Origin of the sequence: Pseudomonas sp. R2-37-08W (assembly GCF_003851705.1) — a bacterium.
Classification (GTDB): Bacteria; Pseudomonadota; Gammaproteobacteria; order Pseudomonadales; family Pseudomonadaceae; genus Aquipseudomonas.
The window spans coordinates 655424-676434 of record NZ_CP027728.1; the positions used below are offsets into that span (position 1 = coordinate 655424).

Consider the following 21011-nt stretch of genomic DNA (forward strand, 5'->3'; position numbering starts at 1 on the left):
CTATATTCCGCGCCCGCGATTTTTCATCTCAACACCGGTCACCGTCATGCAAACAGCCAAGCCGTTATTTGACTATCCCAAGTACTGGGCCGAATGTTTCGGTCCTGCGCCATTCCTGCCGATGAGCAGGGAGGAGATGGATCAGCTTGGCTGGGATTCATGCGACATTATCATCGTCACCGGTGATGCCTACGTTGACCATCCGTCGTTCGGCATGGCGATCATCGGCCGGCTGCTGGAGTCCCAGGGCTTTCGCGTCGGGATCATTGCCCAGCCGAACTGGCAGTCCAAAGACGACTTCATGAAGCTCGGCGAGCCGAACCTGTTTTTCGGCGTCGCGGCCGGCAACATGGACTCGATGATCAACCGCTACACCGCCGACAAGAAAATCCGTTCCGACGACGCCTACACCCCAGGCGGCATGGCCGGCAAACGCCCGGACCGCGCCAGCCTGGTGTACAGCCAGCGCTGCAAGGAAGCCTACAAGAACGTGCCGATCGTGCTCGGCGGCATTGAGGCCTCCCTGCGCCGCATCGCTCACTATGACTACTGGCAGGACCGCGTGCGCAACTCGATCCTGATCGACGCCACCGCCGATATCCTGCTGTACGGCAACGCCGAGCGGGCCATTGTCGAAGTCGCCCAGCGCCTGTCGTGGGGCCACAAGATCGAAGACATCACCGATGTGCGCGGCACCGCGTTCATTCGTCGTGATACTCCGGCCGGCTGGTACGAAGTGGACTCCACGCGCATCGACCGTCCGGGCAAGGTCGACAAGATCATCAACCCGTACGTCAATACCCAGGACACCCAGGCTTGCGCTATCGAGCAAGAGAAAGGCCCTGTCGACGATCCGGAAGAAGCCAAGGTCGTGCAGATCCTGGCCAGCCCGCGCATGACCCGCGACAAGACCGTGATCCGCCTGCCGTCGGTGGAAAAAGTCCGTGGCGACGCGGTGCTCTATGCTCACGCCAACCGCGTGTTGCACCTGGAAACCAACCCAGGCAACGCCCGCGCCCTGGTGCAGAAGCACGGTGAAGTGGACGTGTGGTTCAACCCGCCGCCCATTCCCATGACCACTGAAGAAATGGACTACGTGTTCGGCATGCCGTACGCCCGCGTACCGCATCCGGCGTATGGCAAGGAGAAGATTCCGGCCTACGACATGATCCGTTTCTCGGTGAACATCATGCGTGGCTGCTTCGGCGGCTGCACCTTCTGCTCGATCACCGAGCACGAAGGCCGCATCATCCAGAACCGTTCCGAAGAGTCGATCATTCGCGAGATCGAAGAGATCCGCGACAAGGTGCCGGGCTTTACCGGGGTGATTTCCGACCTCGGCGGCCCGACCGCGAACATGTACCGCATCGCCTGCAAGAGCCCGGAAATCGAATCCGCGTGCCGCAAGCCGTCGTGCGTGTTCCCCGGCATCTGCCCGAACCTGAACACCGACCACTCCTCCTTGATCCAGCTGTACCGCAGCGCCCGTGCGTTGCCGGGTGTGAAGAAGATCCTGATTGCCTCCGGCCTGCGCTATGACCTGGCCGTCGAGTCGCCGGAATATGTGAAAGAGCTGGTTACCCACCACGTTGGCGGCTACCTGAAGATCGCCCCGGAGCACACCGAGGAAGGTCCGCTCAACCAGATGATGAAACCGGGCATCGGCAGCTATGACAAGTTCAAGCGCATGTTCGAGAAGTACACCAAGGAAGCGGGTAAGGAGCAGTACCTGATCCCGTACTTCATCGCCGCCCACCCCGGCACCACCGATGAAGACATGATGAACCTGGCCCTGTGGCTCAAGGGCAACGGCTTCCGCGCCGACCAGGTGCAGGCGTTCTACCCGTCGCCGATGGCCACCGCTACCGCGATGTACCACTCGGGCAAGAACCCGCTGCGCAAGGTCACCTACAAGAGCGACGCGGTGACCATCGTCAAGAGCGAGGAGCAGCGCCGTCTGCACAAGGCGTTCCTGCGCTACCACGACCCGAAAGGCTGGCCGATGCTGCGTGAAGCGCTGACCCGCATGGGCCGCGCCGACCTGATCGGGCCGGGCAAGGACCAACTGATCCCGCTGCACCAGCCGTCCACCGACAGCTACCAGAGCGCCCGTCGCAAGAACTCGACGCCGGCCGGCAGCCATAAGGTCGCCAAGGAAACCACCACCAAAATCCTCACCCAGCACACCGGCCTGCCACCCCGTGGCAGCGACGGCAGCAACCCGTGGGACAAGCGTGAACAAGCCAAGGCAGCGGCCCAGGCGCGAAACAAGCAGGCGGCGAAGGAACGTACCGATGCGGCGAAGGGCAAAGGCGGCAAGCCTGCGCGTAAGCCGGTTGTGCCGCGTTGATTGCGGCTTGAAATGCCAAACGCCAGCCTAGTGCTGGCGTTTAGCTTTCTGGCCGGTGGTGAGCCTGTTTGGTAAGGTGGCGGCCATTGAAGCGCTATCGGGAGCAAGCCCCCTCCCACATTTTGAATGTATTCACACATCCAAGTGTGGGAGGGGGCTTGCTCCCGATAGCGTCAGTCCAGTCACCCCCTTCAAGGAAGAGCACCTTCATGAGCAACCCCCTGCTCACCATCGGCATGGACTCCAACCGCTCCCAGTTCATGGCGCGCCAGCGTATTGAAAGCCAGATCAACCTGCCGCGCCTGTTCGCGGCCATCGACGCCGACCCAGGCATCGTTGGCGCAGGCGTCGTCTACATCGACGCTGACTTCAACGTCATTACCCTGCGCGAATTCAAGCCCATCTGCAGCATCCAGCCCAAGCGCATCATCCTGCGGGAGGCGCAGAAATACGTTGCACCCACACAATTCGCTCAACATGTGACGAGCAACCCCAGAGAGTCCAGGCTGATCGGCGAGGCTGTGAACACCGGGATCTCTTGTCTGGGCGCTGTCATCAGTTGGGCTGCGATTGCCAGCGGTACTCTCCTGGTGCCGTTCAGTGCGGGCGCCAGTTCCGTCGTTGTGGTGATAGGGTACGCGGCGGCGGGCGCGAGTTCGCTGCAATGCATCAATGGCCTTGCCCGCACGACGCTTGAGGTGGCCAAGCCCGAGGTCAACGATTGGCTCGACAGTGAAGGCTGGTACCAGAATGCTTCCATTGTGCTCGACGCAGCGTCGCTGGTCGGCGTGGGCGCTTCGACCCTGACGACGATCAAGCTGGTCAGGGCCGCCAAAGCCTCGACGGGCAAGAGCCTGCGGGATGTGCTTCGCGGTTTGAACCGGCAGGAAAGAGCCAGGCTGACGAAAGAGCTGCTGAGCATCAACCATCCCAGCTTGACCGCGAAGATGCTCAAGTTGAGGCAGGCGTCGGGTGAACTCACCAAGCGTTTCACCCCTACGCAGCTCAAGCACGGCACAACGACCCAGATCAAGGACGCCCTGAGCGCAGTCGTAGGGTTCGGCGGGAGCGCCTACTCCGGAAACGTCAATACCATCGCGATCGGGCTGTACGAGGAAGTAAAAGAATGGGCGAATTGATGACGCTCCGGGACTTTTTCAGGCATTACTTTCTGACGTTTCTGGGCGGCGTATTTGCGGCGTATTTTTCATTGGCGTTGGCCGTGGCGCTGGCGTTCGTCACCTATTTTGATGATGCGCCCCTTGCTCAAGTCGGGCTCAAGATCATGCTGGCCGGGGCGGTGTTCACGCTGCTGACGGTGCATAGCAACTTTATGATCTTGCGCGGTAAGCCCGCTTGGACATGGGTGATGGTCGGTATCTACGTCGCCTGCCTGCTGTTTGTGTTGCCGATGATCCAATACGGCCCTCATCGTGTTCTTTATGGGTTGGCGCTGGTTTTTCCACTGTTCGGGCTGCTGATACTCAACAGCAAGGGGCAGCGCGAGATGCGCGCCAAACTCGTTGAAATTCGCCACCTGCGCCAAGCCCTCGGCGCCAGGCACAAGGCCCCATGACTGGGTAGATTCGCCACCTCCCTCCAAGGGTTCGCCACAAATATGTGCGGCGGTTGCACCACGGCACGTACGATGGCGTCGTTTTGGTGCTGTACTGCACCGGGGCCCACGATAAAGTGCAATGACTGCCGCTCTGGCATAAGTCTTGCGCGCGTTGTGCCCATGCCCTGGCTCGCAGGAGGCCGCCGTGTCGATTCATGTCGCGTTGCACCACGTTACGCATTACCGCTACGACCGCGCTGTCGAACTCGGCCCGCAGATTGTGCGCTTGCGCCCGGCTGCCCACAGCCGCACGCGGATTTTGTCCTACGCGCTGAAAGTGCTGCCCGAGCAGCATTTCATCAACTGGCAGCAGGACCCCCAGGGCAACTACCTGGCGCGCCTGGTGTTTCCGGAAAAGACTGACCAGCTGCGCATCGAAGTCGACCTGGTCGCCGAGATGGCGGTATTCAACCCTTTCGACTTTTTCCTCGAGCCCTACGCCGAGAACATCCCTTTCAGCTACGCCGCCGATGAGCAGCGCGAGCTGGCGCCCTACCTGGAAACCTTGCCGCTGACGCCGAAGTTTGCCGCCTACCTGGCCGGTATAGACCGCACACCGTTGCCGGCCGTGGATTTCCTGGTCGGGCTCAACCAACGCCTGGCCGCCGATATCGGCTACCTGATCCGCATGGAACCGGGCGTACAAACCCCGGAATTCACCCTGGAAAACGCCTCGGGCTCGTGCCGCGATTCGGCCTGGCTGCTGGTGCAACTGCTGCGCAACCTGGGGCTGGCGGCGCGGTTTGTCTCTGGCTACCTGATCCAGCTCACCGCCGACGTCAAGTCCCTGGACGGCCCCTCCGGTACCGAAGTGGACTTCACCGACCTGCACGCCTGGTGCGAGGTGTATTTGCCCGGCGCTGGCTGGATCGGCCTGGATGCCACCTCCGGGCTGTTCGCCGGTGAGGGGCATATCCCGTTGGCCTGTAGTCCAGATCCGTCGTCCGCCGCACCAATCAGTGGGCTGGTGGGACCGTGCGAGTGCGAATTCACCCACGAAATGTCGGTAGAGCGGATTTGGGAGGCCCCGAGGGTCACCAAGCCCTACACCGAAGATCAATGGCTGGCGATCCAGGCCCTGGGTCGGCAGATCGATGGTGACCTGCTCCGGGACGATGTGCGCCTGACCATGGGCGGCGAACCGACGTTCGTCTCCATCGACGACCCCGACGGCGCCGAGTGGAACACCGCTGCCCTGGGGCCGGACAAACGTCGCCTGTCCGCCGAGCTGTTCCAACGCCTGCGCAAGCACTACGCGCCCCAGGGCCTGGTGCACTTCGGCCAGGGCAAGTGGTACCCCGGCGAGCAATTGCCGCGCTGGTCGCTCAACTGCTACTGGCGCCGCGATGGGGTGCCGATCTGGCACAACAGTGCGCTGATCGCCGATGAGCAAGCAGACTATGGTGCGGATGGCGTGATGGCCGGGCGCTTCCTGGCCAGCGTCGCCGAACGCCTCAAGTTGCCGGCGCGCTTTGTGTTTCCGGCGTTCGAAGACAACTTCTACTACCTGTGGCGCGAAGGCGCGCTACCGCAAAACGTCAGCGCCCAGGACCCGCGCCTGAGTGACGATCTGGAGCGCGAACGCCTGCGCAAAGTCTTCGGCCAAGGCTTGGATAAAATCATCGGCCAGGTGCTGCCGCTGGCGCGCACTGCCGCCAATGATCGCTGGCAGAGCGGGCGCTGGTACCTGCGCGACGATCACTGTCGCCTGGTGCCCGGCGATTCGCCGTTGGGTTATCGACTGCCGTTGGCCTCGCAGCCCTGGGTGACGGCGGCGGAATATCCGTTCGTGCATCCGACCGACCCGAATCAGGATCAACCGCAACTGCCGACCACCGCGCAATTGCAAAGCCATGGCGAGCCCGCGCCGAGTGAAGAGCGTGTGCCACAGCTGGATGAATCCGCCGACTGGCTGACCCGCACCGCGCTGTGTGCCGAAGCACGGGAAGGGCGCCTCTATCTCTTCATGCCGCCGCTGGAGCGCGTGGAAGACTATCTGGAGCTGGTGACGGCCATCGAGGCCACCGCCGAAGAACTGCAATGTCCGGTGTTGCTGGAAGGCTATGAGCCGCCGGCCGATACGCGCCTGAGCAACTTTCGCGTCACGCCGGACCCTGGCGTGATCGAGGTCAACGTGCAGCCGTCCGCCACCTGGGACGAGTTGGTGGAGCGCACCGAATTTCTCTACGAAGAAGCGCGGCAAACCCGCCTGACCACCGAGAAATTCATGATCGACGGCCGCCACACCGGCACCGGCGGCGGCAACCATTTCGTGTTGGGCGGCGCGACACCCAAGGACTCACCGTTCCTGCGCCGGCCCGACCTGCTGCGCAGCCTGATCAGTTACTGGCACAACCATCCATCGCTGTCCTATCTGTTTTCCGGCCTGTTTATCGGCCCGACGTCCCAGGCACCCCGGGTGGATGAAGCGCGCAACGACGCACTGTATGAGCTGGAAATCGCCTTTGCGCAAATGCCCGCGCCGGGCGAAGAATGCCCGCCCTGGCTGGTCGACCGGCTGCTGCGCAACCTGCTGATCGATGTCACGGGCAATACCCATCGTGCCGAGTTCTGCATCGACAAGCTCTATTCCCCCGACGGCGCCACCGGTCGTCTGGGCTTGCTGGAACTGCGCGCATTTGAAATGCCGCCCCATGCGCGCATGAGCCTCACCCAGCAGTTGCTGTTGCGGGCGCTGGTCGCGCGTTTCTGGCGTGAACCTTACGCGCCACCGAAGCTGGCGCGCTGGGGCACCGAACTGCATGACCGCTATTTGCTGCCGCACTTTATCGAACAGGATTTCGCGGATGTGATCGTCGAGCTCAACGCCGCCGGTTATCCGCTGCGCGCCGAGTGGTTTGCCGCGCACCTGGAATTCCGTTTCCCCAAGGTCGGCGACTATGCCGTCAGTGGTATCGAGCTGGAACTGCGCCAGGCCCTGGAACCCTGGCATGTGCTGGGCGAGGAGGGCGCGGTGGGCGGCACGGTACGGTATGTGGATTCGTCCCTGGAACGCCTGCAGGTGAAATTGAGCGGCTTGCCGCCGCAACGCTATCTGCTGACCTGCAATGGCATCCCGGTACCGCTGCAGCCCACCGGCCGCATCGGCGAGTTCGTCGCCGGCGTGCGTTACCGCGCCTGGCAACCGTCCAACTGCCTGCAACCGACCATCGCCGTACATGCGCCGCTGGTGTTCGACCTGCTGGACACCTGGATGCAGCGTTCGCTGGGCGGCTGCCAGTATCATGTGGCCCATCCGGGCGGGCGCAATTACGACAGCCTGCCGGTAAATGCCAATGAAGCCGAGAGCCGGCGGATGGCGCGGTTTTTCCGCTTGGGGCATAGTCCAGGCAAGCTGGATGTGCCAACTGTAGTGGTGAACGATGAATTGCCAATGACCCTGGATTTACGCCGCTTCCCCAATAAAAATGATTGAATGCGATCCAAATGTGGGAGGGGGCTTGCTCCCGATGGCGCAGCATCAGCCGATACATGAGTTGACTGATTCACCGCCATCGGGAGCAAGCCCCCTCCCACAGGGGATTTGCAGTGTTTGTTGAGTTAACCTGACTTCCCTTGCCTCTGCCGAGCGTTCCATGTCCGATTTGCTCGACCGTTACCCCCTGACCCCAGGCACCTATCACGAACTGCTGGATGACAGCGGCGCAGTGCGGGCCCATTGGCAGCGCCTGCTCGACCACCTGCAACGCAGCACGCCGGCCCAGCTGGCCCAGCGCCAGGCATTGCTGACCCGGCAGATTCAGGAAAACGGCGTGACCTACAACGTCTACGCCGACCCCAAGGGCGCCGATCGCCCATGGGAACTGGACCTGGTGCCCCACGTGCTGGCCGCTGACGAGTGGCAGCACCTGTCGGCCGGCATCGCCCAGCGGGCGCGTCTGCTCAATGCCGTTCTCGCCGACCTCTATGGCCCGCAGCGCCTGATCAAAGAAGGCCTGCTGCCCGCCGAGCTGGTTTTTGGTCACAACAACTTTCTCTGGCCGTGCCAGGGTATCCAGCCGCCGGACGGGACCTTTCTGCACCTGTTCGCCGTGGACCTGGCCCGCACGCCGGATGGTCGCTGGTGGGTGACCGCCGACCGAACCCAAGCCCCGTCGGGCGCCGGTTATGCCCTGGAAAACCGTACCATCGTGTCCCGCGCCTTCCCGGATTTGTACCGTGACCTGCAGGTGCAACACCTCACCGGTTTCTTCCGCACCCTCCAGGACACCTTGGCCCGCCAGGCGCCCGGCGATGACCAGCCGCCGCTGATCGTGCTGCTCACGCCGGGGCGCTTCAACGAAAGCTATTTCGAACATCTCTACCTCGCCCGTCAGCTCGGTTACCCGCTGGTGGAAGGCGGCGACCTCACCGTGCGAGACAGCACGGTGTTCCTCAAGACCCTCAGTGGCCTGCGCCGCGTAAACGCGATCATGCGTCGCCTGGACGACGACTTCTGCGACCCCTTGGAGCTGCGCACCGATTCGGCCCTCGGCGTACCCGGCCTGCTCGATGCCGTACGCCAAGGCAATGTGCTGGTGGCCAATGCCCTGGGCAGCGGCGTGCTGGAGTCGCCGGGGCTGCTCGGTTTCCTGCCGAAGATCAACGAGTTTTTATTTGGTGAACAACTGATCCTGCCGTCCATCGCCACCTGGTGGTGCGGTGAGGCGCCGGTGCTGGCCGAGGCGCTGGAAAAGCTGCCGCAGTTGCTGATCAAACCGGCGTTCCCCTCGCAGAGTTTCGCCCCGGTATTCGGGCGCGACCTGAACGCCGAACAACGCCAGGCCCTGGCCGAGCGCATGCGCGCGCGGCCCTACGCCTACGTTGCCCAGGAGTTGGCGCAGCTGTCCCAGGCGCCGGTGTGGCACACCGTGGATGACCACTTGCAACATCGTGCCATCGGCATGCGCGTGTACGCCGTGGCCAGTGACGACGGCTACCGCGTACTGCCCGGCGGCTTGACCCGCGTGGCCGCCGACGCCGACGCCGAAGTGGTGTCGATGCAGCGCGGCGGTGCGAGCAAGGACACCTGGGTACTCGGCGAACGTGCCCCCGGTGGCGAGCAATGGCGCGCCCAGCGCGCGATCGGCGCACACGACCTGGTGCGCCGCGATCCGTATCTGCCGTCACGCGTGGTGGAAAACCTGTTTTGGTTTGGCCGTTATTGCGAGCGCTGCGATGACAGCGCGCGCTGGTTGCGCATCGTGCTGGCGCGCTATGTCGACGGTGACGATCCGTTGGCGCTGCAGGCGGCGGTGGAGCTGGGTGAGAGCCTGCGATTGTTGCCGGATGAAGGGGCGCTTCCCGAACGCTTGCTGGCCGCGTTGCTCGGCGATGATTGGCCGTCGAGCCTGCGCGCCAATTTGCAGCGTTTGCAGTGGGCGGCGTCCCAGGTGCGCGGCAAGTTGTCCCGGGAAAACTGGCAGGCCCTGGTGGAGCTGCAACGCGAAGCCCTGCAATTGGAGAGCGAAACCCCGGACTTCGGCGAGTTGCTGGATTTCCTCAACCGCTTGGTGATGTCCCTGGCGGCGCTGTCGGGGTTTGCCTTGGACGATATGACCCGCGATGAAGGCTGGCGCTTCTTGATGATGGGCCGGCGTATCGAGCGCCTGCAGTTTCTCAGCAGCAGCCTTGCCGCGTTCCTGCGCGGTGTGGCGGTATTCGATCAGGCGGGGTTGGAGTGGTTGCTGGAGCTGGGCAACAGCAGCATCACCTATCGCTCGCGTTACCTGGCAGTGCCGCAACTGATTCCGGTGCTCGACCTGCTGTTGCTCGACGAGCAGAACCCCCATGCGGTGCTGTTCCAGCTGAAACTGGTGAGCCGTACCTTGCGGCGCTTGAACGATGATTTCGGCGTACCACGGGAAACCGGCCTGGGGCCGTTGGTGGAGCAGTTGGCGCGCTTTGACCTGGGGTGCCTGGAGAACCCGCTGTTCGGCGAATCCAGCGTGCGTGCCGCGTTGGATGGCCTGGCCGACCTGCTGCAAGCGGTGGCCGATGAGAGTGGGCAAGTGTCGGATCGCCTGGCCTTGCGTCACTTTGCCCATGTGGATGATGTCAGCCAGCAAACGGTGTCGGTGTGATGAGTGCGCGCTACCAGATTTTCCATGACACCCATTATCACTACGACAGTCCGGTGTCCCTGGCCCAGCAGCTGGCGCATTTATGGCCACGGCCCTGTGCGTGGCAACGCTGCACCTGGCAAACCCTGGATATCAGCCCGCAGCCCTCTTCACGCCGCGATGAACTGGACGTGTTCGGCAACCCGATCACGCGCCTGGCGTTCGAGCGGCCCCATGATGAACTGTTGGTCAATGCAGGGCTGACCGTGGAAGTGCTGGCGCGACCCGCGTTGGACTTTTGGCAATCGCCGCCGTGGGACCGCACCCGTGACAGCCTCACCTACAGCAGCCAACCGCTGTCGCTGGAGGTGATCGAAGCCTGCCGCTATCGCTTCGAATCGCCTTACGTGCATTTGAAAAAAACCTTCGTCGAATTCTCCGAAAGCTGCTTCCCGCCTGGCGCGCCCTTGTTGATAGGCGTGCAGGCATTAATGCACAAGATCTTCAGCGAATTCACCTTTGATGCCGAAGCCACGCAAGTCGCCACGCCGCTGGTGGAAGTACTGGAACGCCGTCGCGGCGTGTGCCAGGACTTCGCCCACCTGATGCTCGCCTGCCTGCGCTCGCGGGGGCTGGCGGCACGCTATATCAGCGGCTACCTGCTGACCCAGCCACCGCCCGGCCAGCCACGGCTGATCGGCGCCGATGCGTCGCATGCATGGGTGTCAGTGTTCTGCCCGGAGTCGGGCTGGGTAGACTTCGATCCAACGAATAATGTGCAGCCGGCGCTGGAGCACATCACCCTGGCGTGGGGCCGGGATTTTTCCGATGTGTCGCCGTTGCGAGGGGTGATCCTGGGAGGAGGGAGCCATGACCCGGAGGTGCGGGTGACGGTGATGCCGCTGATGTAACGGGATCGTTCCCACGCTCTGCGTGGGAACGCCTGCGGTGAAGCTCAGCGTCACTGTGCGCCGGGACGCGAAACGTCCAAGGCTGCATTCCCACGCAGAGCGTGGGAACGATCAATTATTCAGCCGGGTCTTTCGGTGTTTCAGTCTCGTCTGCTGCCACTTCACCTTCCGCATCCGGGTTCAGTGCACCAGCTTCTTCATCTGCAGCGGCTTTCTTGCGTTGCAGCTTTTCCTCTTTCTTCTGTTCCTTGGCCAAGTCTCTCTGACGTTTGGCGAAGGAGTAATTAGGTTTGGCCATGGGCGATCCTCTAGGGTACGAAGGTGAGGGTGGGCGGCGCGCGGCTGCCTTGGGTCGCTATGGTAGCAGCTTAGCAGCGCGCTTGGCCTTCACTTACCGCTGGCGTAAGCGGCCAGCAGGCCGTTGAACAGTTGATTGAGGTGCATGGCTCAGGCTCCAAGGGTGATGGGCCGATCATATTCAGTTGCGGCGAGGTTGGCTGGTAGATTGTGTTGATCAGTCTGATAGCCTAAAGTTGTATACAATCTGTTGATGCAGATCATAAGAACTCACGCCTGAATGAGGCACCCTTGTCGCAATACGCGTTATTCAACCCTGCCTTGGAGATTCACATGTTCGCCAAACTCGTTGCTGTTTCCCTGCTGACTCTGGCTAGCGGCCAGTTGCTTGCCGCAGAGTGCAAGGTCACTGTCGACTCCACCGACCAGATGTCGTTCAACACCAAAGAAATCACCATCGACAAGAGCTGCAAGCAGTTCACCGTTGAGCTGACTCACTCTGGCAGCCTGCCGAAAAACGTCATGGGCCATAACTGGGTGCTGACCAGCGCCGCCAACATGCAGCCCGTTGCCACCGACGGTATGGCCGCAGGTATTGACAAGGACTACCTGAAAGCCGATGACGACCGCATCATTGCCCACACCAAAATCATTGGTGCCGGCGAGAAAGATTCGGTGACCTTCGATGTGTCCAAACTGGCCGCAGGTACGGATTACGCGTTTTTCTGCTCGTTCCCAGGCCACATCTCGATGATGAAGGGTACTGTGGTCCTCAAATAAGACCGCGTTATCGTTCATCGGGGGCAAGCCCCCTCCCACATTTGAATGTATTCACAAATCAAGTGTGGGAGGGGGCTTGCCCCCGATAGCGGTCTGACAATCAACGCAACACTACCTGCCTCATCTCAAGGCGCAAACGGCATCACCCGCTTGTGCTCAGTCTTGCGGTAAGTCTCGCAAATAATCCTGAACGCCTCCTCCCGCACCGGCTCGCCGTGCAGGAACGCATCGATCTCGGCATAGGTCACGCCATGTGACGCTTCGTCCGGTTTGCCGGGCGACAGGTCTTCCAGGTCGGCGGTCGGCACTTTCTCCACCAACGACTCCGGCGCGCCGAAATGCCGCGCAATCGCCCGCACCTGGTTTTTCACCAGCCCGCTCAGCGGCGCCAGGTCGCAGGCGCCGTCACCGAACTTGGTGAAAAAGCCCATCACCGCTTCCGCCGCATGGTCGGTACCGATCACCAGCCCACCGGCCGCGCCTGCGATGGTGTACTGCGCGACCATACGCATGCGCGCCTTGGTGTTGCCCAGCACGAAGTCGCGGGAGGCCACCGGTTTGCCCTCGAACGCCGCCACTTCATTGGCCAGGGCTTTGACCGCCGGGCCGATGTTGACGGTATGGCGCTCGTCCGGTTCGATGAAGTCCACCGACGCCTGGGCTTCGAGTTCGTCGAACTGGGTTTCGTAGGGCAGGCGCACGGCGATAAACCGAAAGGCCTCGTCGCCGCTGCTGGAGCGCAGTTCCTGCACGGCGCGCTGGGCCAAGAGGCCTGCGGTCAGGGAGTCGACACCGCCACTGATGCCCAGTACCAACGACTTGAGCCCGGAATTACGCAGGCAGTCCTGGATAAAAGCCACGCGCCTGGCGACTTCTGCCTCAAGGGCGGCCTGGTCTTTGAACGGCGCTTGCACCTTGAGCTGCTGCGCAATCTCACGCTGTACGGCTTGCATGATTCACTCCTTGCTGGATAGGGCAGGTACTTTGAAAACGTGACGCAAATAGGCGACGAAATTGGGGTCGGTGCAGTGGGTCTTGCCCGCTTCATCGGAAATCTTCGCGACGGGCTGGCCATTGCAGGCGGTCATTTTAAGCACGATGCTCATCGGTTCCACCCCTGGAATATCGCAGGTCAGGTTGGTGCCGATGCCAAAGCTCACATTGATCCGACCGCGCAGCGCACGGAAAATCTCCAGGGCCTTGGGCAGCGTCAGGCTGTCGGAGAACACCAGGGTCTTGCTCATCGGCTCGATGCCGAGCTTGTGATAGTGGGCGATGGCTTTTTCCGCCCACTGCACCGGGTCGCCGGAGTCGTGGCGCAGGCCATCGAACAGCTTGGCGAAGTACAAATCGAAGTCGCCGAGGAATGCATCGGTGGTGATGCAATCGGTCAGGGCGATGCCCAGCAGGCCACGGTATTCGCGGACCCAGCAATCGAGGGCGGCGATCTGGCTGTCGATCAGGCGCGGGCCGAGTTGTTGGTGGGCCATGATCCACTCATGGGCCATGGTGCCCAACGGTTTCATATCGAACTCGCGGGCCAGGTGCACGTTGCTGGTGCCGACAAAACGCCCGGGGAAGTCGTGCTTGAGCACGCTGACTACTTCCTCCTGCACCCGGTACGAGAAGCGCCGACGCGTGCCGAAGTCGGCCACTTGCAACTCGGACAGCTCATCGCTGCTGGCGTTGGCGGTCAGCCAGTCGAACTTGCGGTACAGCTGCTCGCGGGCCTGTTCCAGGATCACGGTCTGGTAGCGGTAGCGGTTACGCACTTCGCTGACGATGGCCAGCATCGGCACTTCAAACAGGATCACATGCAGCCACGGCCCGCGCAGGCGGATAAACAGCTCGCCGTTCTCGATACCGGTCTGCACGTAGCGCAGGTTGAAGCGGAACAGCCCGAGAAAACGCAAGAAATCCGGCTTCATGAAGCTGATGCGCTCCAGGAAACCCAATTGGTCCGGGCTCAGGCTCAGCTCGGCGAGGCGCTCGATCTGGTGGCGGATCTCCGCCAGGTAAGGGCGCAGGTCTTCGCTGTTGCGGCAACGGAACTCCCATTCAACTTCCACGTTCGGGTAGTTGTGCAGCACCGCCTGCATCATGGTCAGCTTGTAGAAGTCGGTGTCGAGCAGGTTCTGCACGATGCGATCGGCAAACACACTCTCGCTCATAACGGGAATCTCCAGACGGGTCGGCGAGGGGCGCCGGCCTTTACGCTCAATTGAGGAAGGGGGCTAGTGGCGCATAGACCTGGGTCGGTTTGCCAGTGATTTTTTTGCCAAGGCCACTGGCGCCATCGGGGGCAAGCCCCCTCCCACATTTTGAAATGCATTCCAACCTGTGGGAGGGGGCTTGCTCCCGATAGCGGTATTTCAGGCACTACACAACTTGCTCCATCATCCACTTCACGAATTCGCGCACCTTGGGCACCTCCGCCGAATGCTCCGGATAGGAGAGGTAATACGCATCCTGGCTGGGCATTGCATGCTGCCAGGGAATCACCAGCTTGCCGTCGGCCAGTTCCTCTTCCACCAGAAAGCGCGGCAGCAGCGCCACGCCGCAGCCGACTTGCGCCGCGCGAATGCACATATAGAAGGTGTCAAAGCGCGGCCCGTGATAACTGTGCTCGGTGTGAAAACCCTGGCTGGCGAACCAGTCATGCCAGCCCTGGGGGCGTGAGGCGTTTTGCAGCAGCACCAGCTCGCTCAGTTGGGTGGGGTCGGTGAACGGCGCTGTCGGCAGGCTCTCCGGGGAGCACACGGGGATGAGTTCTTCGCTGAACAGCTTCAAGCTCTCGGTGCCGGGGCGTGAACCCTGGCCGAAGTAGAACGCCATGTCGGCCTTGCCTTGCAGCAGTTCGTCCGGTTCCTGTTCGTTGCACAGGTCCAAATGAATCTGCGGGTGGCGCAGGCGCCAGCCCTTGAGGCGCGGCACCAGCCAGCGCGCCCCGAAGGTGTAGGGCGTGGACACGCGCAGTACTTCGGTTTCGCCGCCGTAGGAACGCAGGTAGTGGGTAGACATCTCCACCTGGGTGAGGATCTTGCGCACTTCCACCAGGTACAGATCGCCCGCCGGGGTCATCTGCAAGCGGCGCCGCACCCGGCGAAACAGCAGGTGTTGCAGCAACTCTTCCAGCTGCGCCACCTGTTTGCTCACCGCGCTTTGGGTGAGGTTCAGTTCCTCGGCGGCGCGGGTAAAGCTCAGGTGGCGGGTGGCGGCTTCGAAACACTGCAGGGCGGTGATCGAAGGCAAATGTCTTTTGTTCAGCACGGCATGCCTCTTTTTATTCTTTGCATGAATAAACGGAATGATATCTCGCCTAATCGTCGTTTGTTGGCAAGTCTTGGGCCAGCTACAAATGAGGCCTGGAACGCCGCGCCGGTTGCGGCGCACATTTTTCTGCTTTTGTTTGAAGGAGTGACCCATGGTTGCCGCATTGCTTGACCGTCTAGGGGTAAACCCGGCGCTGTACCAGGCGGGTACCCAGCCCGTGCATTCGCCGATCGATGGCAGCCGTATCGGCAGTGTGCACTGGGAAGGCGCCGCCGAGGTGGAGCAGCAGGTCAGTCGCGCCGAGCATGCATTCGACGCCTGGCGCAACGTGCCGGCCCCGCGACGCGGCGAGCTGGTGCGTCAGTTGGGCGACATGTTGCGCCAATACAAGGCCGACCTTGGCGAGCTGGTCTCTTGGGAAGCCGGCAAGATCACCCAGGAAGGCCTGGGGGAAGTGCAGGAAATGATCGACATCTGCGACTTCGCCGTCGGCTTGTCGCGCCAACTCTACGGCTTGACCATCGCCTCCGAGCGTCCCGGCCACCATATGCGTGAAACCTGGCACCCGCTGGGCGTGGTCGGCGTGATCAGCGCGTTCAACTTCCCGGTGGCCGTGTGGGCGTGGAACACCACGCTGGCGCTGGTGTGCGGCAATGCGGTGATCTGGAAGCCGTCGGAAAAGACCCCGCTCACCGCGCTGGCCTGCCAGGCGCTGTTCGAACGGGTGTTGAAGAACTTCAAGGATGCACCGCAGTACCTCAGCCAAGTGATTATCGGCGGCCGCGATGCCGGCGCCGCGCTGGTGGATGACCCGCGTGTGGCGCTGATCAGCGCCACCGGCAGCACCCGCATGGGCCGCGAAGTGGCGCCGAAAGTCGCCGCGCGCTTTGCCCGCAGCATTCTCGAACTGGGCGGCAACAATGCGATGATCCTCAGCCCCAGTGCTGACCTGGACATGGCCGTGCGCGCCATCCTATTCAGTGCGGTCGGCACCGCCGGCCAGCGGTGCACCACCCTGCGCCGGCTGATCGCCCATGAATCGGTCAAGGCCGACATCGTCACCCGTCTCAAGGCCGCCTACGCCAAGGTGCGCATCGGCCACCCGCTGGAAGGCAACCTGATTGGCCCGCTGATCGACAAGCATGGCTTCGACAACATGCAGGACGCCCTGGAGCAAGCTCTGAGCGAGGGCGGCAAGGTGTTCGGCGGCAAGCGCCAGCTCGAAGACCAGTTCCCCAACGCCTACTACGTGTCGCCGGCGATTGTGGAAATGCCCGAGCAGAGCGATGTGGTGTGCACCGAGACCTTCGCGCCGATTCTGTATGTGATCGGTTACACCGACTTCGCCGAGGCCCTGCGCCTGAACAACGCGGTGCCACAAGGGTTGTCGTCATGCATCTTCACGACCGATGTGCGCGAAGCCGAGCAGTTCATGTCGGCAGTGGGCAGTGACTGCGGGATTGCCAACGTCAACATCGGCCCGAGTGGCGCGGAAATCGGTGGTGCGTTTGGCGGTGAGAAGGAGACGGGCGGCGGGCGTGAGTCGGGCTCGGATGCGTGGCGCGGGTATATGCGGCGCCAGACCAATACCGTGAACTACTCGCTGGAGTTGCCGCTGGCTCAGGGCATCACCTTCGACTGAAGCCGCAGTGAGATCAATGTGGGAGGGGGCTTGCCCCCGATAGCGGTGGATCAGCTGTGCAACGGTTGGCTGACACGCCGCCATCGGGGGCAAGCCCCCTCCCACAGTTGATTGGGTTTGCACGTCAAAATAATCGTTGTTTGTTAGGTTTCATCCCGGAGTCTGGCAATGGCATTACGCGAAACATGTTTGTGGGAACACCTCACCCCGAGCCGGCCGGATCGCGCTGCGCTCAAAGGCGAAATCAAGGTGGATGTGTGCGTGATCGGTGCCGGCATCACCGGTTTGTCGGCGGCCATTCACTTGCTGGAACAGGGTAAAAGCGTCGCGGTGCTGGAGGCTCACCGCACCGGACATGGCGGTTCGGGGCGCAACGTCGGGCTGGTCAACGCCGGCATGTGGATCCCGCCGGACGAGATCGAAGCCGGTTTCGGCGAAGCCGTGGGCAGTCAGCTCAACCGCATGTTGGGCGCCGCGCCGTCGCTGGTGTTCGGCCTGATCGACAAATACGCCATCGATTGCCAACTGCGCCGCGAGGGCACTTTGCACATGGCGCACAACGCCCGTGGCGAGGCGGACTTGCGCAGCCGCGAAGCGCAATGGAAGCGCCGCGGTGCGCCGGTCGAGTTGCTGACCGGGCAGGCGTGCGAGCAGGCCACCGGCACCACGAAAATCGCCGCCGCGTTGCTGGACCGACGCGCCGGCACCTTGAACCCGATGGCCTACACCAGCGGCCTGGCGAATGCGGCCGTTGGGTTGGGCGGGCAGTTATTCGATCATTCCCCGGTCACCCAGCTTGAGCGCCAGGGCGCAGACTGGCTGGTGCAGACCGCCCAGGGTGCGGTGCGGGCCGCACAGGTGGTGATCGCTTCCAATGCCTACACCGAAGGCGAATGGACCGAGCTGCGCCGCAATTTCTTCCCCGGTTATTACTATCAGGTTGCGTCGGCACCGCTCACCGATGACGCCGCCACACGCATCCTGCCGGGTGGCCAGGGTTCATGGGATACGCGCCAGGTGCTGAGCAGCATCCGCCGCGATGCCGATGGCCGCCTGTTGCTCGGCAGCCTGGGCAACGGCAACCAGAAGCCGGCCTGGTTCCTCAAGGCGTGGGCCGATCGGGTGCAGCAGCACTACTTCCCGTATCTCAAATCGGTGCAGTGGGAATACACCTGGACCGGCTGCATTGCCTTTACACCCGACCATTTGATGCGTTTGTTCGAGCCGGCGCCGGGGCTGGTGGCGGTCACCGGCTATAACGGGCGTGGAGTGACCACCGGCAGCGTGGTCGGTAAAGCGTTTGCCGACTATTTGTGTCACCAGAATCCCCAGGCGCTGCCGATTCCCTTTACACCGATGCAGCCGCTGGCGGGCGCAGGCCTGCGCAGTTGCCTGTATGAAGCGGGATTCTCGCTGTATCACGCCGGGCAATGTCTGCGGATCGTGATCTGATCCGCGAAATAGCGCGCGGAAGCCGGCATTTTCTTAGCCGGCTACCCATCTGTATTGGTGCAAGTCGTAGCAATCGCGCACTGTAAATGTGCAGTTCCGTTACGCAGCTGGTTACAAGTAGTGGAGCTGTCGTTTATCCCTCCGGTTGCAGGTGCCACCGTTCGGGGTTGTACTTTTTTGGTGTGCCGGTTGCACCTGTCGGAGCTAGACGGTTGCACGTCCTGGCGAAAGGACTCGAAACGCCAGCAATAACAATGACACCGTGTCTTTTTGAAGAATAAAAAAGTAATGGCACGCGGCTTGCTCTGAGCTTTCAGTGAAAAGTTTGAATGCAAGTTGTCGTGCCAAAAATCAAAAATATCGGAGCACCACTCATGTCCCAGACGTTTTACAAGAAAGGTTTTCTGGCCCTCGCCGTTGCAGCGGCGCTGGGTGTTTCTACGTTTGTTCAAGCTGATGTGAAAATTGGCGTGGCAGGCCCGATGACGGGTGCCAACGCCGCTTTCGGTGAGCAGTACATGAAGGGTGCCCAGGCGGCAGCCGATGAGGTCAACAAGGCGGGTGGCGTCAACGGCGAGAAAATCGTGCTGGTGGCCGGGGATGACGCCTGCGAGCCGAAACAAGCGGTGGCCGTGGCCAACCGCCTGGCCGACCAGGACAAAGTGATCGGCGTGGTCGGGCACTTCTGCTCCTCCAACACCATCCCGGCCTCCGAGGTGTATGACGAAGCGGGCATCATCGCAATCACCCCAGGCTCCACCAACCCACAGGTGACCGAGCGCGGCCTGGGCGCCATGTTCCGCATGTGCGGGCGTGACGACCAACAAGGCATCGTCGCCGGCGACTACATCGTCGACGTGCTCAAGGGCAAGAAAGTCGCGGTCATCAACGACAAAGACACCTACGGCAAGGGCCTGGCCGACGCCACCGCAGCCCAGTTGACCAAGCGCGGCGTGAAGCCGGTGCTGGAGGAAGGCCTGACCCGTGGCGAGAAAGATTTCAGCGCCCTGGTCACCAAGATCCGCTCCCTGGGCGCCGACGTCGTGTACTTCGGCGGCCTGCACCCGGAAGCCGGCCCGCTGGTTCGCCAGATCCGTGAAGCCGGCTTGAAAGACGTCAAGTTCATGTCCGACGACGGCATCGTGACCGACGAACTGGTGGCGACCGCCGGTGGTGCGCAGTACGTGGACGGCGTCTACATGACCTTCGGCGCCGACCCGCGCCTGTTGCCGGACAGCAAGGCGGTGGTGGAGCAGTTCCGTAAAAACGGCACCGAGCCTGAAGGCTACACCCTGTACGCCTACGCCTCGATCCAGGCCCTGGCCGCCGGCTTCAACGGCGCCAAGTCGAACAAGGGCGAGGACGCAGCCAAGTGGCTGAAGGCTCACCCGGTTAAAACCGTCATGGGCGAAAAGGCCTGGGATACCAAGGGCGACCTGAAAATCTCCGACTATGTGGTTTACCAGTGGGACAAAGACGGTAAATACCACCAGCTGGAAAAGCAGAAGTAAGGCTCTGCACCACAGTCCCAATGTGGGAGGGGGCTTGCTCCCGATAGCGGTGGATCAGGTTCAAATCTATTGACTGGCACACCGCAATCGGGAGCAAGCCCCCTCCCACAGGAGACCGTGCTGTTATCAAGATCTGTCTTTTCCTCCAGAAGAACCGCACACCCACCGGTGTGCAGGTTCTCACCGCGTGAGATTGCGTTATGGATGGTATTTTCCTGCAGCAACTGGTCAACGGCCTGACCCTCGGGTCGGTCTATGGCCTGATCGCCATCGGCTACACAATGGTCTATGGCATCATTGGCATGATCAACTTCGCCCACGGCGAGGTTTATATGATTTCCGCTTACCTCGCGGCGATCAGTCTGGCACTGCTGGCTTACTTCGGCATCGAATCCTTCCCGCTGCTCATTCTCGGCACTTTGGTCTTCACCGTCGTCGTCACCGGCGTGTACGGTTGGGTCATCGAACGTGTCGCCTACAAACCGCTGCGCAACTCCACCCGACTGGCTCCGCTGATCAGCGCCATCGGTATCTCGCTGATCCTGCAGAACTACGCGCAGATCGCCCAGGGCGCCAAGCAACAAGGCATTCCCACCCTGCTGGCCGGCGCCTGGCGCGTCGATATCGGCACCGGGTTCGTGCAACTCACCTACACCAAAGTGTTCATCCTCGTGGCGGCATTCGCCGGCATGGCGTTGCTTACCTACATCATCAAATACACCAAGCTCGGCCGCATGTGCCGCGCCACCCAGCAAGACCGCAAGATGGCCTCGATCCTTGGCATCAACACCGACCGTGTGATCTCCTACGTATTCGTCATCGGCGCCGCCATGGCCGCCCTGGCCGGCGTGCTGATCACCCTCAATTACGGCACCTTCGACTTCTACGCCGGCTTCATCATCGGCATCAAGGCGTTTACCGCAGCGGTACTCGGCGGCATCGGCTCCCTGCCTGGGGCGATGCTGGGCGGGATCATCCTCGGTATCTCCGAGTCGCTGTTCTCGGGGTTGATCAACTCCGACTACAAAGACGTGTTCAGTTTCTCCCTGCTGGTGGTGATTCTGATTTTCCGTCCCCAGGGCCTGCTTGGTCGCCCACTCGTGGCGAAGGTGTAA

At 62.0% G+C, this 21011-nt stretch carries 15 protein-coding genes; 11 read left to right on the top strand and 4 right to left on the bottom strand.

Annotation, left to right across the window (positions count from 1 at the left end):
• Positions 1 to 46: 46 nt before the first annotated feature.
• The 6 genes from C4J93_RS02750 (at position 47) to C4J93_RS02775 (ending at position 10941) form a co-directional block, all read left to right on the top strand.
• The gene (locus C4J93_RS02750; protein ID WP_012721927.1) at positions 47 to 2350 is read left to right on the top strand and encodes a YgiQ family radical SAM protein; all 2304 of its coding nucleotides are present in this window, start codon (positions 47 to 49) and stop codon (positions 2348 to 2350) included.
• A gap of 209 nt (positions 2351 to 2559) precedes the next feature.
• Complete coding sequence (locus C4J93_RS02755; protein WP_124428526.1) at positions 2560 to 3489, top strand: NAD synthetase; 930 nt, start codon at positions 2560 to 2562, stop codon at positions 3487 to 3489.
• Complete coding sequence (locus tag C4J93_RS02760; RefSeq protein WP_124365636.1) at positions 3477 to 3926, top strand: hypothetical protein; 450 nt, start codon at positions 3477 to 3479, stop codon at positions 3924 to 3926. Before C4J93_RS02755 ends, C4J93_RS02760 begins: the two co-directional genes overlap by 13 nt.
• A gap of 187 nt (positions 3927 to 4113) precedes the next feature.
• Entirely contained in the window at positions 4114 to 7404 is a 3291-nt protein-coding gene (locus C4J93_RS02765) for a DUF2126 domain-containing protein (RefSeq protein WP_124428527.1), read from the top strand.
• Between the two features lie 160 nt (positions 7405 to 7564).
• A complete protein-coding gene (locus C4J93_RS02770; RefSeq protein WP_124428528.1) occupies positions 7565 to 10051 on the top strand; it encodes a circularly permuted type 2 ATP-grasp protein in 2487 nt (828 codons plus the stop codon).
• Positions 10051 to 10941 carry a transglutaminase family protein gene (locus C4J93_RS02775; RefSeq protein WP_124365639.1) on the top strand — a complete coding sequence of 297 codons (891 nt, stop codon included), beginning with the start codon at positions 10051 to 10053 and terminating at the stop codon, positions 10939 to 10941. The genes C4J93_RS02770 and C4J93_RS02775 overlap by 1 nt, the downstream gene beginning before the upstream one ends.
• Positions 10942 to 11056: 115 nt before the next feature.
• Here the strand turns inward: C4J93_RS02775 and C4J93_RS02780 are convergent, their stop codons facing one another.
• The gene (locus C4J93_RS02780; RefSeq protein ID WP_057724239.1) at positions 11057 to 11239 is read right to left on the bottom strand and encodes a hypothetical protein; all 183 of its coding nucleotides are present in this window, start codon (positions 11237 to 11239) and stop codon (positions 11057 to 11059) included.
• A gap of 332 nt (positions 11240 to 11571) precedes the next feature.
• Between C4J93_RS02780 and azu the strand changes: the two genes are divergently transcribed.
• Entirely contained in the window at positions 11572 to 12018 is a 447-nt protein-coding gene (gene azu / locus C4J93_RS02790; protein ID WP_124428529.1) for an azurin, read from the top strand.
• 125 nt (positions 12019 to 12143) lie between these two features.
• On the opposite strand, the gene nadE is transcribed toward azu, so the two are convergent.
• From nadE to C4J93_RS02805, 3 genes are all read right to left on the bottom strand, one after another.
• Positions 12144 to 12971: an ammonia-dependent NAD(+) synthetase gene (gene nadE, locus C4J93_RS02795; protein ID WP_124428530.1), complete on the bottom strand. Its 828-nt coding sequence runs from the start codon at positions 12969 to 12971 to the stop codon at positions 12144 to 12146.
• A 3-nt stretch (positions 12972 to 12974) separates the two neighbouring features.
• On the bottom strand, positions 12975 to 14189 hold the full coding sequence (pncB, locus tag C4J93_RS02800) for a nicotinate phosphoribosyltransferase (protein ID WP_124428531.1): 1215 nt from the start codon (positions 14187 to 14189) through the stop codon (positions 12975 to 12977).
• A gap of 208 nt (positions 14190 to 14397) precedes the next feature.
• Positions 14398 to 15288 (bottom strand): LysR family transcriptional regulator, encoded by an 891-nt coding sequence (locus tag C4J93_RS02805; RefSeq protein WP_124428532.1) that lies wholly within the window; start codon positions 15286 to 15288, stop codon positions 14398 to 14400.
• Positions 15289 to 15442: 154 nt separating this feature from the next.
• Here C4J93_RS02805 and C4J93_RS02810 point away from each other — a divergent pair, with 154 nt between their 5' ends.
• The 4 genes from C4J93_RS02810 to C4J93_RS02825 all read left to right on the top strand — a co-directional run bounded on the left by C4J93_RS02810 (position 15443) and on the right by C4J93_RS02825 (position 21011).
• Positions 15443 to 16933, top strand: a complete 1491-nt coding sequence (locus tag C4J93_RS02810; RefSeq protein WP_124402909.1) for an aldehyde dehydrogenase family protein — start codon at positions 15443 to 15445, stop codon at positions 16931 to 16933.
• Positions 16934 to 17101: 168 nt separating this feature from the next.
• Positions 17102 to 18385 carry an FAD-binding oxidoreductase gene (locus C4J93_RS02815; RefSeq protein WP_124428533.1) on the top strand — a complete coding sequence of 428 codons (1284 nt, stop codon included), beginning with the start codon at positions 17102 to 17104 and terminating at the stop codon, positions 18383 to 18385.
• Between the two features lie 374 nt (positions 18386 to 18759).
• Positions 18760 to 19896, top strand: coding sequence for a branched-chain amino acid ABC transporter substrate-binding protein (locus tag C4J93_RS02820; protein WP_124361046.1), 1137 nt, complete (start codon positions 18760 to 18762; stop codon positions 19894 to 19896).
• A gap of 200 nt (positions 19897 to 20096) precedes the next feature.
• Positions 20097 to 21011, top strand: a complete 915-nt coding sequence (locus C4J93_RS02825; RefSeq protein ID WP_048727385.1) for a branched-chain amino acid ABC transporter permease — start codon at positions 20097 to 20099, stop codon at positions 21009 to 21011.